Genomic DNA, 15,396 nt, shown 5'->3' with positions numbered 1-15,396 from the left:
GGGGCGCCGATGAAATTCATACCGCTGATATGGGCGATGCTGTGGCGCAAGAAAGTGCGCACGTCGCTCACGCTGCTGTCGATTCTGATCGCGTTCTTGCTGTTCGGCATGCTGCAAGGCGTGAATTCCGCCTTCAAGCAAACGATCGAGCGCTCCAACGTCGACCGACTCGTCGTCACGAACAAGATTTCGATCACCGAGAGCCTGCCTTATGCCTACATGGGTCAGATCGAAACGATCCCCGGCGTGAAGGGCGTTTCGCACGAGTCGTGGTTCGGCCCGTACTATCAAGACCCGAAGAACTTCATCGCGGCGTTCCCGGTCGAGCCCGAGCGCGAATTCCCGGTCCACCCGGAAATGGTCGTGCCGAAGGATCAACTGACGGCGCTGGAGCACACGCGTGACGGCGCGATCATCGGCGCAGGATTGGCCAAGAAGTACGGATGGAAGATCGGCGACCATATCCCGCTGCATTCGACGATCTGGGTGAAAGCGGCCGACGGCAATTCCGATTGGGATTTCAACATCGTCGGCATTTACGAAGTTCCAAGCGAGCGTTCGCGCGAAGACGCCATGTTCTTCAACTACAAGTACTTCGACGAAGCGCGCAGTTTTGCGAAGGGCAAGGTCGGCTGGTACATCGTTCAGCTGAAGGACCCGAGCCAATCGGCGCAGATCGCGCAGGAAATCGACCGCCGCTTCGCGAACTCGCCCGATGAAACGAAGACGCAAACGGAGAAGGAGTTCCAGCAGTCGTTCATGAAGCAGATCGGCGACATCAATCTGATCGTCACGTACATTCTCTTTGCGGTGTTTTTCGCTTTGCTGTTCGCCGTGGGCAGCACCGTCATGCAGGCCGTGCGCGAGCAAGTGCCCGAACTCGCGGTGCTCAAGACGCTGGGCTTCAGCGACACGCGCATGCTCGTGCTCGTTCTGGTCCAATCGCTGACGCTGTGCGTCGTGGCCGCGCTGCTCGGCCTGGGTCTCGCCGATCTCATGTTTCCGATGCTGCGCAACACGCTCGGCGTCGTCAGCATGCCGGTGACCGTCATCGCCGAGGGTGTGTTGATGGCCGCGTTGCTGGCGATTGCGACGGGCATCGTTCCCGCTTGGCGTGCCAAGCGGCTCGTCATCGTGGAGGCGCTGCGCTCATGATCAAGCAAATTTTGGCGGTGACGTCGATGAATCTGCGCAGCTTGCCGCAGCGCATCGGCACGGCTTGGGTGATCGTCATCGGCATTGCCGTGACGGTGGCGGTTCTAGTGTCCGTGTTGGCGATGGCGGCGGGCTTCCAGCACACGCTCAAAGGCACGGCGCGCGCCGACCGGGCCATCGTTCTGCGTGCCGGCTCGCAGGCCGAACTGGAAAGCACGATCGATCGCGAAAACGCGCAGACGATCATGGATGCATCCGGCGTGCGCAAGGACGAAGCGGGGCGGCCCGTCGCCTCCGCTGAAGCCGTCGTCATCGTCGCCCTTCCGCAGAAAAAGGACAACGCCGACGCGAACGTGACGCTGCGCGGCGTGAGCGCGAATGCGATGAAGCTGCGGCCCGAGATGCATTTGATCGCCGGACGCATGTTCCATCCGGCTGTACGCGAGTTGATCGTGGGCAAATCGGCCGTCGCGCAGTTCAAGGGGCTGGAACTGGGCAGCCGCATCGCGTTTCGCGATTCCGAGTGGACGGTAGTCGGTATCTTCGAGAGCGGCGGCGATGCGCACGAATCGGAGTTGCAGGGCGACGTGGAAACCGTGCTCTCGGCCTACCGGCGCAACGGGTTCCAATCGGTGACGGTGATGCTCGATTCGGCCGCGGCCTTCGACCGCTTCAAAGGCGCGTTGACGACCGACCCGACGCTGAAGGTGAGCGTGCAGCGCGAAGCCGATTACTACGCGGCCCAATCGCGCAACTTGTCGAAACTCCTGAACCTGCTCGCGTATTTCGTCGGCGGCATCATGGCGCTGGGCGCATGCTTCGGGGCGCTCAATACGATGTATACGGCCGTGTCGACGCGCACAAGGGAGATCGCAACATTGCGTGCGATCGGGTTCAGCGGCATGCCGATCGTGATCTCGGTGCTGGTGGAATCGCTGTTGCTATCGGTGATCGGCAGCGCGATCGGATCGGCGGCGGCCTGGCTGTTCTTCAACGGCAATACGGTCAACACGCTCGGCGCGGGCTTCAGCCAAATCGTGTTTCATTTGACCGTCACCGCGTCGTTGCTCGTGTCCGGCGTGTTCGTCGCGTGCTCGATCGGCATGCTGGGCGGCTTGTTGCCGGCGATACGCGCGGCCCGCGTGCCGATCGCCACGGCGTTGCGGGCGAGTTGAGGGCGTCGATGGGCGCGCTGCGTGGCGGCCTCCTGGGCCGCGACGGGAGGCGAAAGGGGCCTCTGGGCGGACTATCGAGTACTGCCGCCCGTTCGCACTTAGCACATACGTGCCGCCGATCTGTTCGATTTCGTCAACATGGCGTTCGGTTTCCATCATCGTCTTGCATGGCTTCTCCCGATTGGATAGGAGGTGCTGCGCTAAGGAGCGCGCTTGGATGACTGTTCTGTGCATGCTCTGCATGCGTAACAAGCTCTTCTCCAACATCTAAGGCGCGATCCGGCAATATGGCGCAAACACGGGCCCGCTCCTCCCGGGTGGCTGTTCGTAGCGGGACGGCCACCTTCGAGCGGAACGCGGCTAGCTGGTCGGCCCTGAACAATTCGTTTTACCCGGCAAGAAAGTTCACGCTGCCGACGGCGTAGCGGTTTTGAAGCTAAGCAAAGCGACCAGAATCGGGGCGTAAAAAAGCCGCAGCTTGCGCAGGATCATGCGCAGGTTGTGGCCAGCGCCGCACAGCACCGCATGAATCGCATCGCCCAACGAACCCTTAAGCCAATTGCCTCGACTTCCGGCGCATGCAGCGCATACAGCTTGTTTTTGTCCTTCTGCTTCTGCGTGAGAATGCGCTTCGTGCGGGCAATCAGATCTTCCAGCTCCGCCGGGCTTTGCTGAGCAACGTCGCCCAGTTGCCGCTCGACGTCGCGCATAACGCGTCCCGCTCGAGAACGCAAGGTGCGCAGCGATTTCTTCATCCGCTTGTACTGCTTCGCATGCGCGTAGCGGCCGATTTGGCCCGCCAGCCGCGGCGCTTCGCGGTTGTAGTTCTGCCGCAGCTTCAGCCCATGCTGGGCAGCAGCCTTCACCCGATGCTCCCGGCAACGTTCGAGCAGGCGCGAATCGGTGGGATGGGCAATCGCTTTCTCCATGACCGTCGTATCGACGATTACCCGCTTCAGGCTCGACGTCTTGATGACGTTCGCACGCTTGGCCGCTTCGATCGCCTGGGCCAGCAACTCTTCGACGCCGGCTTCGCCCAGCCGCTTGCACCAGCGCGTCAGGCTCGACGGATCAACCGGCGGCTGCGTCTGCAAGTACGTCTCGCCGGTGAACACCTGCCAATACGGGTTCTCAAGCCATTGCCAGACCACCTCTTCGTCCGACAGGTCAAAGGCATGCTGCAAGTACAGCAGCCCGGCGATGCACCGCGGCGACGTTGCCGGTCGGCCTCGGTGCGACACGAAACTCGCACTCATCACCGCGTTCAACCGCTCCCAGTCGATCAAGTCGGCAAGGCGAACCAACGAATGCTTCAAGTTGATCTGCTCGCGCAGCGGTTGGCGGAAGAAATCTCCCTCTGGCACCGGCGTCTTCGGACCCATCGACATCTCGTCAGGATTTGCAGGATACGTGCATCAATATGCCCGCTTCCTGCGAATCCAACAACACCGTTTTAGCTTCACAGCCTTACTGCATACGCCTCGCACGATTGTTCAGGTCCGACCACTTATGAAAGTTCATATCGCCGCGGAAACCATGCGCTTATTGCGCGATGACGGTGATGCCGACACTTGTGTATCACGACACGGAGTGAACGACATCCGCCTACAGTTTACGAGCGCGGCGCTATGTCATTCAAACCAAACCGCCTTTCTCGCCACCGCGGACCGGTCGCGTTGTTGTATATAACAGCGTGGCGTTAACGCACGTTGAGCTCACTCTTTAAGAACTCGAAAATTCTCGAATCTTGTGAGTTGGCAGTGTTAAAGCGGAAAAAGCGGTTGGCTGCTTTGGTGACGCTAAAAACATTTCCCGGTGCGAGGAGAATGTTATTCTGCAGAGCCTTCTGTGCAATCTTGGAGCTATCGCAGTCTTTGCTCGCTTCCGCCCACAAAAAAAGGCCGCCCTCAGGGTCTCCCCAAATCTTCATGCCGCAATTCTTTATCTGTTTGCGCGTAGTGACGGAGGTGCGGCGTAGACGTTGACGGATGCCATCAACGTGTTTCCTATAGGTTCCATCAATAAGAAGTTTGTGAATCAGCCTTGCCGACAATTCGTTGTTGCCAAACGACGTAGCTAGCTTCAAGTCAACGAGTGAGTCGATCCATTCGGGCTTTGCTGCGATATGCCCGCAGCGTACTGCGCCTGACAGAGTCTTCGAAAAACTGCCCACGTATATCACGCGTTGTAATTGGTCGAGTGAAGAAAGTCTCGTTCCATGACGTTCGTTTAAATCAGCGAGGGTGTCGTCTTCAATAATCGAGACATCATATTGTCTCGCCAAGAGCAATACCTTATGCGCATGGGCAGGTGTAAAGGATGCGCCGGTCGGGTTATGGAGAATCGAATTGGTAATGTATAAACGAGGGCGTGACCGGGCGACAGCCTGCTCGAATTCGGTCAGGTCCGGTCCGCTTGGCGTAAGGGGGACCCCGACCACATTAACCCTGTGAGCTTTTAGACTCGCCTGGAAATTGAAATAGCAAGGATCATCCAGGAGTACCGTGTCGCCAGGCTGAACGAGCAGGCGGATGGCTAGATCCAACGCTTGGCTGCCGCTGTCGGTTAGCACAATCTGGTCAACTCCCACCTCGATGTCACGAGCAGCGAGATATCTCTGTAGCTGCTCACGCAGATTTCGAAAGCCTGCAGGGTGACCATATTCTGTCAACGTGGTATCAGACTCGCGACGCATGCTCCCTAGAGCGCGTCGTATGCCTTCCCCATTCAAATAGTCCGTAGGTAGCCAACCGCATCCGGGGCGCAGAAATTCCGGTGGTAGTTGCAATGAGTGCCGCAGCATCCAGAATGGATCCACTTCGCGATCTGTCATGGCTCCTTGTCTAGAAATGTCCAATACAGCAGGACGCCCCAACACATAGAAACCGGACTTTGACTTGGAAGATATGAACCCTAGGGCAACGAGCCGATCGTACGCCTCCACGACCGTTGACTTTGAGATCTTGCTCGCCGCCGCAAATTCCCTGATGGACGGGAGTTTGGTGCCAGGAAGGATTCGGTTCGATTCAATCGACTCGAAAAGGTAACGAACCACTTGCTCGATCAACGTTTGATCAGACACGAGCGATCGCGAAAAACTCCTCATCTGTATTCCATTTTTGAGCAGGACAGTACGTTGAATTATACTCAATCTGTCCATTTCTGTACTGCTTCTGTCAGCCTAGAATTGCATGATCGAGACGATTCCTATAAGGAGTAGACGTGCCAAAAACGTACATGACAGGCATAGCGCTCTGCGCGGTCGCGGCAATGTCTTGGGGTATTTCATTTCCAGTAATGGATGAGACTCTCGCGACGATTGACCCCTTCAGCTTCACGGCGATGCGATACAGCGCAGCTGCAACAATTTTCGTGGTTTTGCTTATTTCAAAGGAGGGAACCCAAGCGCTAAATTTGAAAGGCGAGCGCTTCGTGCTTGCGTGGCTACTAGGTTCATCAGGCTTCTGTGGCTACGGCTTCTTTATTTTTCACGGTCAACAGTTGGCTGGAAAATCTGGCGCCCTATCGGCTTCTGTCATGATAGCAACAACGCCAATGCTTACTCAAGTTCTCAACTGGATATTACGTGGCAGTCGTCCGTCTGCGACTTCCTTCGGTTGCATAGTCATGTCGTTCGTCGGTGTTATGTTGGTGCTTACGAAGGGAAACCCAGCGACGCTACTGGCGCATTCAATCACTTTTGAATCCACCGCGTTTTTGCTATTGGGTGCTGTGTCGTGGGCTTTCTATACTGTGGGCGGCTCGTTTTTTCCAACGTGGAGTGCATATCGTTATACTGCGATCACCACGCTTCTTGGGCTCATCACCATTCTGGCTTCAAATGAGGCGGTGATTGCGCTTGCCTTCCATTCCCGGCCAAACATGGAAACCGTCATGTCTGTCCTACCGCATCTTTTCTATATGGTGCTGATTGCGGGCGTTCTGGCGGTGCTGTGCTGGAATATGGGAAACAAGATTATTTCCCCTGTCAATGGGGTGCTGTTTCTGGACATTGTGCCTTTGACGGCATTTGCAATCACTGCGCTGACCGGTGCGCCAATTGATTCGAGGCAGTTACTTGGGGCATTGCTGGTTGGCACGTCACTATTGTCGAATAATCTCTATCAGCGAAAATGGAATTTTGCTTCAAACTACGGTGGCAGCGCGAGGGAACGCTGAGCAAACCTCGGTGTTAATCTAACTCGTCTGCTGCCAGGCGCTTGCTCAGCACTACGTTACGCTCACACAAAGCGAGACGGTAATCCCCCCGCTTTTAACGCTAGTCAGAAGTAGGGACTATGCTGCGGCCATGAGCCGCTGTTTCGGCGCCATGCCGCCAAGGCCCATGTTCGGGCGCTCGTGATTGTATTGCCACATCCATTCGGTTGCGAAGTGCTGTACATGCGCAAGGTCGTCCCAGTAGTATTGCGACAGCCATTCATAGCGTACCGTCCGGTTGAATCGCTCCACGTAGGCGTTCTGCTGCGGCTTGCCGGGCTGAATGTAGTTCAACGCGATGCCCCGCGTGGCAGCCCATTGCGTGATCGCATCACTCAGGTACTCCGGACCGTTATCGCACCTTATCGCCAGCGGCTTTCCTCTCCAGCCGATGATCTGCTCCAGGGCCCGGATGACGCGCGCAGAGGGTAACGAGAAGTCGATCTCGATGCCCAACGCTTCGCGGTTAAAGTCGTCGATCACGTTGAACAGCCGGATACTGCGCCCGTCCTTCAACTGATCGTGCATGAAATCCATCGACCACACCGCATTGACCGATGCCGGCACGATCAGCGGCTCCGGCGCCTGCCGTACAAGCCGCTTGCGAGGCTTGATGCGCTTTGCGTTGGATTAGCCGCTTCTACATGCTTCGCAACGCGAACCGTTTCAGCTTGCCCGTCTCCGTGCGGGGCAGGGCATCGATGAACTGAATCACGCGCGGGTACTTGTACGGCGCGACCGTTTGTTTGACGAACGCCTGCAACTGGGCGACAAGCGCGTCGTCGGCTGTGAAGCCAGGCTTCACGACGACGAATGCTTTCACGATTTGGCCACGCTCGTCATCGGGCGCGCCAATCACGCCGCATTCAGCGACGGCTTCGTGCTGCATCAATACGCTTTCCACCTCCGGCCCCGAGATGTTGTAGCCGGCCGAGACGATCATGTCGTCCGCGCGCGCTTGATAAAACACGTAACCGTCGGCATCGACATAGACCGCGTCGCCGGGCAGATTCCATCCATCACGCACGAATTTCTTTTGACGCTCGTCGGCTAGATACCGGCACCCCGTGGGGCCGCGCACGGCCAATTTGCCGACTGTCCCCACCGGCACGGGGCGCATCTCGTCGTCCACCACCGCGATCTCGTAGCCGGGCACGGCTTTTCCGATTGCGTGAGGCCGAACGTCCTTGCCCGCCGACGAGATGAAGATGTGAATCATCTCCGTGCCGCCGATCCCGTCGATCATTTCGATTCCCGTGGCCTTGCGCCAAAGATCGCGCGTCGAATCCGGCAGCGCTTCGCCGGCCGATACGCTTTTCGTCAGGCTCGATAGATCGAAGCGCGTGACGAGCGCGGCCATCTGACGATAGAACGTTGGGGCGGTGAACATCGTCGTCGCCTTGAAGCGCTCGACGGTTTGCAGCAACGTCTCGGGCGTGAGTTTTTCGATCAGCACCGTCGATGCGCCCACGCGCATCGGGAAGCAGAGCAGCCCGCCGAGCCCGAAGGTGAAAGCGAGCGGCGGGGTGCCGCAAAAGACGTCGTCGCACGTGGGCCGCAGGACATGGCGCGGAAACAGATCGCACATGGCGAGCACGTCGCGATGAAAATGCATGCAGCCTTTCGGCGCGCCCGTCGTGCCGCTCGTGAAGGCGATCAAGCAGACATCGTCGGCCGACGTATCGCAAGCCGAGAACTCGGCAGGCTTGTTCGCGGCAAGCGATTCGATCGCCTCCGGCGCGTCGCTATGAAACACGCGCACGTCCGCCAAGTCGGCGCAGAAAAACTCGCTTTCCGAATTGCGGCACCGCTCGATCTCTTCGATCAGCCGCGCATCGCACAGGGCGGCTTGGATCCTCGCCTTGTCGATGATCTGCTTGAGCTCCTTCGCACGAAGCAGCGGCATGGTAGGAACCACGACAAGGCCCGCCTTCAGGCTGGCTAAGAACGCCGCCGCCATCTGCAAGGTGTTCGGGCCGCGCAGCAGCACGCGATTGCCCGGAACGAGCGCCATGTCTTCGACGAGCACGTGGGCCCATCGATCGACCATCGCTTTCAATTCGAGGTAGCTCGTGCCACGGGGCGCTCCGCCGTCATCCGACCAGATCGCCACGCGTGCGCCATGGCCGGCGGCGATCGTGGCGTCGAGGAGTTCCGTCGCGCAGTTCAAGCGCTTGGGATAGGCGATGTCGGGTTGATCGAGCAGCAAGACCGGCCACAGGTCCTGCGGCGGCAGGTTGTCTCGCGCAAACGTATCGACATGGGCTGACGGTTCCATGGCTCGCTCCGGTGTCAGTCAGGGATCACGGCGGTGGCTTCGATTTCTACTTTGGCCCGGTCTTCGATGAGCGCGGCCACTTGTACCGCGCTCATGGCGATGTCGTAATCGCCGATGAGTTCGCGAAACGCCTGACCGATGTCACGCGAAGCCGCGAGGTATTCGCGCTTATCGGTCACGTACCAGGTCATCCGCACCAGATGCTCGGGGCGCGCGCCGGCTTCCTTCAATACGGCAACGATGTTTTCGAGCGCTTGCCGTGCTTGATCGGCGAACGAATCGGAGCGGAACTGCGCCGTTTCGTCCCAGCCGATCTGGCCGGCAATGAAGATCTGCGTGCCGTGCGCGGCGACACCGTTTGCATAGCCGCGCGGTTTCGGCCATCCGGCCGGTAAGAGCGGACGTTTCATGATGTCGTGCCTTCGTGTTCGGGGTGAATGGGGTGGGCGGCCGCGTGCGTGAGGGCCGCGCGGATATCATCGGGAATACCGATCGATTCGCCTGTATCGAGCGACATCGTGACGAGCACCTGATTGGCGGCGAAGCGCACCTCGTCGGGGCCGCGGCCAACGATGCGGATATCGAGCGAACGCCGCCCGATGCGCAGGAGCGTCAACGCGAGCGAGATCGTCTCGCCCATCCGGCTCGGCCGCGCGAATTCGCATTCGAGCTTGACGATGGGCAGCCCGACGCGGCGTTGGCCGATCATGTGGGCATAGTCGATGCCGAGCGAATCGGTGAACCAATCTTCGACGAGCGCATTCGTGAGCGTCAGATATTGCGGGAAGAACACGATGCCGGCCGGATCGCAATGCGCGAAGCGAATCCGCACCGGGCGTTCGAAGACGACAGGGGCATGCTCGGTCATGACGATTGCCCGCCTGGGTGTGAGCCTTCATTGCCCTTGCTCGCCGCATGCTCTTTGAGCAGATCGCGCCCGACGATCAACTGCTGGACTTCGGTCGCGCCTTCATAGATGCGCAGGGCGCGAATCTCGCGATAAAGCGTCTCGACGGGCGTCCCGCTGCAGACGCCTTGACCGCCCCAAAGCTGCACGGCCGCATCGATCACGCGCTGCGCGCCCTCGCTCGCGTGCCATTTCGCCATGGCCGCTTCGCGCGTCACGCGTTTGCCTTGATCGCGCATCCACGCCGCGCGATAGACGAGCAGGGCCGCGGAATCGATCGTCAGCGCCATCTCGGCGAGCTTCGCTTGCGTCAGTTGAAAATCGCCGAGCGTCTGCCCGAACATGCGGCGCGACGCCGCGCGCTCGAGCCCTTCGGCCAGCGCATGGCGGGCAAAGCCGAGCGAAGCGGCCGCCACCGACGTCCGAAAGATATCGAGCGTGCGCATCGCGAGCTTGAAGCCTTCGCCGGCCGCGCCGAGCCTTTGGGACTTCGGCACGCGCGCGCCGTTGAAACGAAGGCGGGCTAGCGGATGAGGCGCGATCACGTCGATGCGTTCGGCAATTTCGAAGCCGGGTGTATCGGCATCGACGACGAACGCGGTGATCCCTCGCGCGCCCGGCGCCTCGCCGGTGCGCGCGAAGACGACGTAGAAATCGGCGATGCCGCCGTTCGAGATCCACGTCTTCTCGCCGTCGAGCACATAGCCATCGCCTTCATCTCGGGCTGCGAGCGCGAGCGCGGCGACATCGGAACCGGCATCGGGCTCCGACAGGGCGAACGCGGCGATCGCGTGCCCGCTCGCCACGCGCGGCAGATAGCGTTGCTTTTGCTCGTCGGTACCCGCGAGCGAGATCGCGCCGGAGCCGAGCCCTTGCATGGCAAGCGCGAAATCGGCCAGACCCGCATGCTTGGCGAGCGTTTCACGTAGCAGGCAAACGGCGCGCGTATCGATCGTATCGCCGTGGCCGCCGAACGCCTTGCCGCCCACGCCGTAGCGCAGCCATCCATCTTCGCCCAGCGCGCGCACAAGCCGCCGGCAGTGTGCATCGACGCTCGCCCGCCCATGCGGACCGGATTCGGGCGGCTCGTCATGAGCTAGCAGGCTTCGATTGGCCCGGCACCACGCTTCGAGTTCGCGCGCCAAGCGGCGATGCCGATCCTCGAAAAACGGCCAGTCGAGCATGTCCGAACCGCAGGCCTGATCGGTGTGCATCATGTCAATTCCCTTCGAACGTGGGGCGCGTCTTGGCCGCGAAGGCGCGATAGGCGCGCTCGAAATCGCGCGTCGCCATGCAGATCGCTTGTGCCTGCGCCTCGGATTCGATCGCTTCGTCCACGCTCATGCTCCATTCCTGATGAAGCATCTTCTTTGTGACGCCGTGGGCGAACGTCGGGCCGCACGCGATCGAGCGGGCGAGCGCATCGGCGTCGGCCAGCAATTGCTCGGGGTCGCAAAGGCGGTTGTAGAAGCCCCAGGCGAGGCCTTCGTCGCCCGAGGCGGAGCGGCCCGTGAACAGCAATTCGGAGGCGCGTCCCTGGCCGATGATGCGCGGCAGGATCGAGCAGGCGCCCATGTCGCAGCCGGCCAAGCCCACCCGCGTGAAGAGAAATGCTAGCTTGCTGCGCGCGGTAGCCAGCCGCATATCCGACGCCATCGCGATGATTGCACCGGCGCCGGCGCACACGCCGTCGACGGCCGCGACGATCGGCTGCGGACAATGGCGCATGGCTTTGACGAGATCGCCCGTCATGCGCGTGAACATCAGCAGCTCCGGCATCGGCAGGCCGATCAGCGGGCCGATGATCTCGTGCACGTCGCCGCCCGAGCAGAAGTTTTCGCCCGCGCCATGGATGACGATGGCCTTGACGTCCGTCGCGTAGGCGAGCTCCCGGAACAAGTCGCGCAGCTCGGCGTAGGAATCGAACGTGAGGGGGTTCTTGCGCTCCGGGCGATTCAACAGAATCGTCCCGACGCCCGCCTCGAGCCGCCAGCCGAAGTGGTGGGGCGAATACGAGACGAGCGTCGTGCGATTGCCGGCACGCAAAGCGTCGGCGTTGAAGGCAGCATCGGTCATTGATTCGTTCTCCTATTCATTCGCGGGCCAGCGTCGCGGCGCATTTCGATCGTCAGCTTTGGCTGTCGATGCAATCGAGCAGATGCGCCTTGAGCTTGCCCAGGCGCTGGTGCATCTTCGATTTGTCGTCGATGCCCAGCCCGCCGAACAACTCCACCACCCAGCGCTCGTGCGCCTGCGCCATCTTGTCGAATAGCGTGCGGCCGGCGGGCGTGAGCCGAACTGTGAACGCGCGCCGATCGTTGGGATCGGCGTCGCGCGCAACGAGCCCTTCTTTTTCGAGCTGATCGGTCAAGCCGGTCACGTTGCCGCCCGTCACCATGAGGCGGCGAGAGATCTCGCTCATCTTCAGCCCTTCGGGATGACGCTCGAGCTGAGCCATGAAGTCGAAGCGCGGCAGCGTGGTGTCGAACTCCGCGCGCAGCCGACGGCGCAGCTCGGTTTGCACGAGGTTCGTCGTCGTTAAAAGACGCAACCAGAGGCGCAAGCTCATATGGCTGTCCGCGCCGGTGCTCATTTCGAGGTCGACGACGTTCTCCGCACGTTGCACGCGCGTGCCGGCCTTGTCCTTCTCTTTGTCTTTGTCCTTTTTCTTCGTCGATGCGCGAATGGCTTCGCTCACATTACTTCTCCACCGGAAATGGATATCGATTGGCCTGTGATCGAACCCGACTCGGGCATGACGAGCCACAGCACCGCATGCGCGACTTCATCGGGCGTGATGAAGCGCCGTTGCGGATTCGAGCGCTGCAGCGCCGTGCGTGCGTCGTCCGCGCTGCGGCCAGTCTTCGAGACGACCTGATCGAGCGACGTCTGCAGCAGCGGCGTTTCCGTATAGCCGGGGCAGACGGCGTTGACGGTCACGCCCGTCGTCGCGGTTTCGAGCGCGAGGGAGCGCGTCAAGCCGATCACGCCGTGCTTGGCGGCGCAGTACGCCGCGACGTACGGATAGCCGATCTGCCCAGCCGTGCTCGCGACGTTGACGATGCGCCCGAAGCCGCGTTCGATCATCGAAGGCAATGCGGCTTGCGTGCAGAGGAAGACACCCGTCAGATTGACGTCGAGCATGCGCTGCCACAGGCCGAGATCGGTTTTGGCGAAAGGGGCGGCTTGCGCTTGGCCGGCGTTGTTGATGAGAATGTCGACGGGGCCGAGTGCATCGCGCGCTTGGGCGAATGCTTCCTCTACTTCCTCGGCTTTCGTGACGTCGGCGGTCGCGCAGTGGACGAGCGGCGATGCGCCGAGCTGCTCGCGCTGGGCGTCGAGTTTCGCCGCGTCGCGTCCGATGAGCGTCACGCGTGCGCCCGCATCGACGAGCGCCTGGGCGATGGCCGCGCCTATTCCGCTGCCGCCGCCTGTGACGACTGCATGCATATCGTCGAGTGCGCGTGTGGCCGAATGCGGATGGGCGTTCATTGCGCCGCCTCCGCCGCGGCGGCTGCTGCGACCGGCGCCGCATGCATCGCGCGTTCGCGTTCGAAGTTGCGCTCGAGCTGCGATTTCGCGGCTGTGTACTGCTTCGGCCAGGCAACGTCGAAATAGCCGATTTTGGCCGCTTCGGTCAGCGTCCAGGCCGGATTCGCGAGGTGCGGCCGGGCGACGGCGCACAGATCGGCGCGGCCGGCCGCGATGATGCTGTTGACGTGATCGGCTTCCGAAATCGCGCCCACCGCGATCGTGGCGATTCCGGCTTCGTTGCGAATGCGGTCGGCGAACGGCGTCTGGAACATGCGGCCGTAGACGGGCTTTTCCGCCTTGCTGACTTGCCCGGACGACACGTCGATCATATCCGCGCCGGCTGCCTTGAAGGCGCGCCCGATTTGCACCGCGTCGTCGGGCGTCGTACCGCCTTCGACCCAATCGTTCGCCGAAATCCGCACCGAGATCGGCTTGCCTTGCGGCCAGACGTTTCGAATCGCCTTGAAGACTTGCAGCGGATAGCGCAAGCGATTCTCGAGCGAGCCGCCGTACTCGTCGGTGCGCTGATTCGTGAGCGGCGAAATGAAGCTCGAGAGAAAGTATCCGTGCGCGCAGTGCAGTTCGAGCCAGTCGAAGCCGGCTTCGTCGGCCATCTTCGCGGCGCGCACGAATTGCGCTTCGATTTCACGCAGTTCCTCGTGCGTGGCGGCGTGGGACCACTGGCTGATGCCGGGCAGGTATTGCTGGCGCGATGCGGAGACGATCGGCCAATTGCCCTCGGGCAGCGGTTGATCGATGCCCTCCCAGCTCACGCGGGTCGAGGCCTTCGCACCGGCGTGGCCTAGCTGCATGCCGATCTTCGCATCGCTCGTACCGTGCACGAAATCGACGATGCGGCGCCAAGCCCGCATATGCTCGGGCGTGTACATGCCCGGGCAGCCCGGTGTAATGCGGCCTTCGGGCGAGACGCAGGTCATCTCCGTCATGACGAGCCCCGCGCCGCCCATGGCTCGCGCGCCCAGATGCGTGAGGTGATAGTCGCCTACCGTACCGTCGACGGCCAAGTACTGCGCCATCGGCGATACGACGACACGATTCTTGAGCGTGACCTCGCGCAGCCGGAATGGCGTGAACATCGGAGGAATCGATTGCTTGGCGTCGCGTGCGTGTCGTGCGCCCGCTTTTTCTGCGAGCCATTGTTCGAACGAGCGGACGTAGTCCGCATCGCGTTCGCGCAGGTTTTCGTGAGAGATGCGCTGCGAGCGGGTCAGCAGCGAATAGGCGAATTGCTCCGGTTCGAACGATGCGTATCGGTCAACGTGCTCGAACCATTCCGTGGAATTGCGGGCGGCGTTTTGAATGCGCAGCACGTCGACGCTGCGCGTTTGCGTGTAGTGCGTGAGCGCCGCGCGTAGATCGTCTGGATGCGCATCGATGCTATCGGCCAAGGCGATCGCATCTTCGAGTGCGAGCTTCGTGCCGGAGCCGATCGAGAAGTGTGCGGTGTGCGCCGCGTCGCCCATCAACACGATCGGCGTCACGCCGCCGTTGGCCCGCGGCCGATAGTGCACCCACTCTTGATTCACGACGCGCGGGAAGCGAATCCATTGGGCCGAGCCGCGCAGGTGAGCGGCGTTCGACATCAACGGATGCCCGTCCAAATACTTCGCGAACAGCCGCTCGCAGAAGGCGATGCTGTCTTCCTTGCTCATTTCGTCGAGGCCGGCGGCGCGCCATACGCGCTCGGGCGCTTCGACGATGAACGTGGAAGTGTCTTGGTCGAATCGATACGCGTGTGCTTGAAACCAACCCCATTCGGTTTTTTCGAAGGCGAACGTGAACGCATCGAACAGCTTGTGCGTGCCGAGCCACACGAAACGGCAGTCGCGCAGGTCGATGTCGGGACGGTAGGTATCGGCGTACTTCTGACGGATGGGGCTATTAGCGCCGTCGCAAGCGATGATGAGATCGGCGTCGTACTCGTCGTCGTTCGTGACGTTCGTTTCGAAGACGAGCTTGACGCCGAGCGCCTCGCAGCGCGCCTGAAGGATATTGAGCAGACGTTTGCGGCCGATGCCGCAGAAGCCGTGGCCCGACGAGCGAATGGTGCGGCCGCCGAAATGAACGTCGATGTCGTCCCAGTGGTTGAACGCGTCGAGGATCATCTC

The 15,396-nt window shown here is 61.0% G+C and carries 12 protein-coding genes and 2 pseudogenes; 3 read left to right on the top strand and 11 right to left on the bottom strand.

What is annotated here, in order from left to right; genetic code table 11:
• The first annotated feature begins 9 nt into the window (after positions 1-9).
• Positions 10-1,155 carry an ABC transporter permease gene (locus tag ACTHNR_RS14095; RefSeq protein WP_440548280.1) on the top strand — a complete coding sequence of 382 codons (1,146 nt, stop codon included), beginning with the start codon at positions 10-12 and terminating at the stop codon, positions 1,153-1,155.
• Positions 1,152-2,330: an ABC transporter permease gene (locus tag ACTHNR_RS14090; protein WP_440548279.1), complete on the top strand. Its 1,179-nt coding sequence runs from the start codon at positions 1,152-1,154 to the stop codon at positions 2,328-2,330. The genes ACTHNR_RS14095 and ACTHNR_RS14090 overlap by 4 nt, the downstream gene beginning before the upstream one ends.
• Before the next feature lie 405 nt (positions 2,331-2,735).
• Here the strand turns inward: ACTHNR_RS14090 and ACTHNR_RS14085 are convergent.
• A pseudogene (locus ACTHNR_RS14085) lies at positions 2,736-3,712 on the bottom strand (IS5 family transposase).
• Positions 3,713-4,029: 317 nt separating this feature from the next.
• Positions 4,030-5,436 (bottom strand): PLP-dependent aminotransferase family protein, encoded by a 1,407-nt coding sequence (locus tag ACTHNR_RS14080; protein WP_440548278.1) that lies wholly within the window; start codon positions 5,434-5,436, stop codon positions 4,030-4,032.
• Positions 5,437-5,552: 116 nt separating this feature from the next.
• On the opposite strand from ACTHNR_RS14080, the gene ACTHNR_RS14075 reads away from it, so the two are divergent.
• Positions 5,553-6,509, top strand: a complete 957-nt coding sequence (locus ACTHNR_RS14075) for a DMT family transporter (RefSeq protein ID WP_440548277.1) — start codon at positions 5,553-5,555, stop codon at positions 6,507-6,509.
• A gap of 117 nt (positions 6,510-6,626) precedes the next feature.
• Here the strand turns inward: ACTHNR_RS14075 and ACTHNR_RS14070 are convergent.
• From ACTHNR_RS14070 to ACTHNR_RS14030, 9 genes and pseudogenes are all read right to left on the bottom strand, one after another.
• Positions 6,627-7,166: pseudogene (locus ACTHNR_RS14070) on the bottom strand (IS3 family transposase); the annotation flags it as partial.
• Positions 7,167-7,188: 22 nt separating this feature from the next.
• A complete protein-coding gene (locus ACTHNR_RS14065) occupies positions 7,189-8,826 on the bottom strand; it encodes an AMP-binding protein (RefSeq protein ID WP_440548276.1) in 1,638 nt (545 codons plus the stop codon).
• Positions 8,827-8,840: 14 nt separating this feature from the next.
• The gene (locus ACTHNR_RS14060; RefSeq protein ID WP_440548275.1) at positions 8,841-9,236 is read right to left on the bottom strand and encodes a RidA family protein; all 396 of its coding nucleotides are present in this window, start codon (positions 9,234-9,236) and stop codon (positions 8,841-8,843) included.
• Complete coding sequence (locus ACTHNR_RS14055; protein ID WP_440548274.1) at positions 9,233-9,694, bottom strand: acyl-CoA thioesterase; 462 nt, start codon at positions 9,692-9,694, stop codon at positions 9,233-9,235. The genes ACTHNR_RS14060 and ACTHNR_RS14055 overlap by 4 nt, the downstream gene beginning before the upstream one ends.
• Positions 9,691-10,950: an acyl-CoA dehydrogenase family protein gene (locus tag ACTHNR_RS14050; RefSeq protein WP_440548273.1), complete on the bottom strand. Its 1,260-nt coding sequence runs from the start codon at positions 10,948-10,950 to the stop codon at positions 9,691-9,693. The genes ACTHNR_RS14055 and ACTHNR_RS14050 overlap by 4 nt, the downstream gene beginning before the upstream one ends.
• Position 10,951: 1 nt before the next feature.
• A complete protein-coding gene (locus ACTHNR_RS14045) occupies positions 10,952-11,809 on the bottom strand; it encodes an enoyl-CoA hydratase family protein (protein ID WP_440548272.1) in 858 nt (285 codons plus the stop codon).
• 52 nt (positions 11,810-11,861) lie between these two features.
• The gene (locus ACTHNR_RS14040; RefSeq protein WP_440548271.1) at positions 11,862-12,431 is read right to left on the bottom strand and encodes a MarR family winged helix-turn-helix transcriptional regulator; all 570 of its coding nucleotides are present in this window, start codon (positions 12,429-12,431) and stop codon (positions 11,862-11,864) included.
• Positions 12,428-13,225, bottom strand: a complete 798-nt coding sequence (locus tag ACTHNR_RS14035; protein WP_440548270.1) for an SDR family NAD(P)-dependent oxidoreductase — start codon at positions 13,223-13,225, stop codon at positions 12,428-12,430. The genes ACTHNR_RS14040 and ACTHNR_RS14035 overlap by 4 nt, the downstream gene beginning before the upstream one ends.
• The coding region (locus tag ACTHNR_RS14030; RefSeq protein ID WP_440548269.1) for a bifunctional salicylyl-CoA 5-hydroxylase/oxidoreductase at positions 13,222-15,396 on the bottom strand (2,175 nt) is incomplete at its 5' end. The genes ACTHNR_RS14035 and ACTHNR_RS14030, both read right to left, overlap by 4 nt.

Origin of the sequence: Trinickia sp. (assembly GCF_051954495.1) — a bacterium.
Taxonomy (GTDB): domain Bacteria; phylum Pseudomonadota; class Gammaproteobacteria; order Burkholderiales; family Burkholderiaceae; genus Trinickia.
This window is presented reverse-complemented; position numbering and strand designations above follow the sequence as displayed.

Coding starts and splice junctions, on each gene's coding strand:
- ACTHNR_RS14080 (WP_440548278.1), bottom strand. CDS start 5,436: ATGAGGAGTTTTTCGCGATCGCTCGTGTCTGATCAAACGTTGATCGAG.
- ACTHNR_RS14090 (WP_440548279.1), top strand. CDS start 1,152: ATGATCAAGCAAATTTTGGCGGTGACGTCGATGAATCTGCGCAGCTTG.
- ACTHNR_RS14035 (WP_440548270.1), bottom strand. CDS start 13,225: ATGAACGCCCATCCGCATTCGGCCACACGCGCACTCGACGATATGCAT.
- ACTHNR_RS14060 (WP_440548275.1), bottom strand. CDS start 9,236: ATGAAACGTCCGCTCTTACCGGCCGGATGGCCGAAACCGCGCGGCTAT.
- ACTHNR_RS14065 (WP_440548276.1), bottom strand. CDS start 8,826: ATGGAACCGTCAGCCCATGTCGATACGTTTGCGCGAGACAACCTGCCG.
- ACTHNR_RS14095 (WP_440548280.1), top strand. CDS start 10: ATGAAATTCATACCGCTGATATGGGCGATGCTGTGGCGCAAGAAAGTG.
- ACTHNR_RS14050 (WP_440548273.1), bottom strand. CDS start 10,950: ATGATGCACACCGATCAGGCCTGCGGTTCGGACATGCTCGACTGGCCG.
- ACTHNR_RS14055 (WP_440548274.1), bottom strand. CDS start 9,694: ATGACCGAGCATGCCCCTGTCGTCTTCGAACGCCCGGTGCGGATTCGC.
- ACTHNR_RS14045 (WP_440548272.1), bottom strand. CDS start 11,809: ATGACCGATGCTGCCTTCAACGCCGACGCTTTGCGTGCCGGCAATCGC.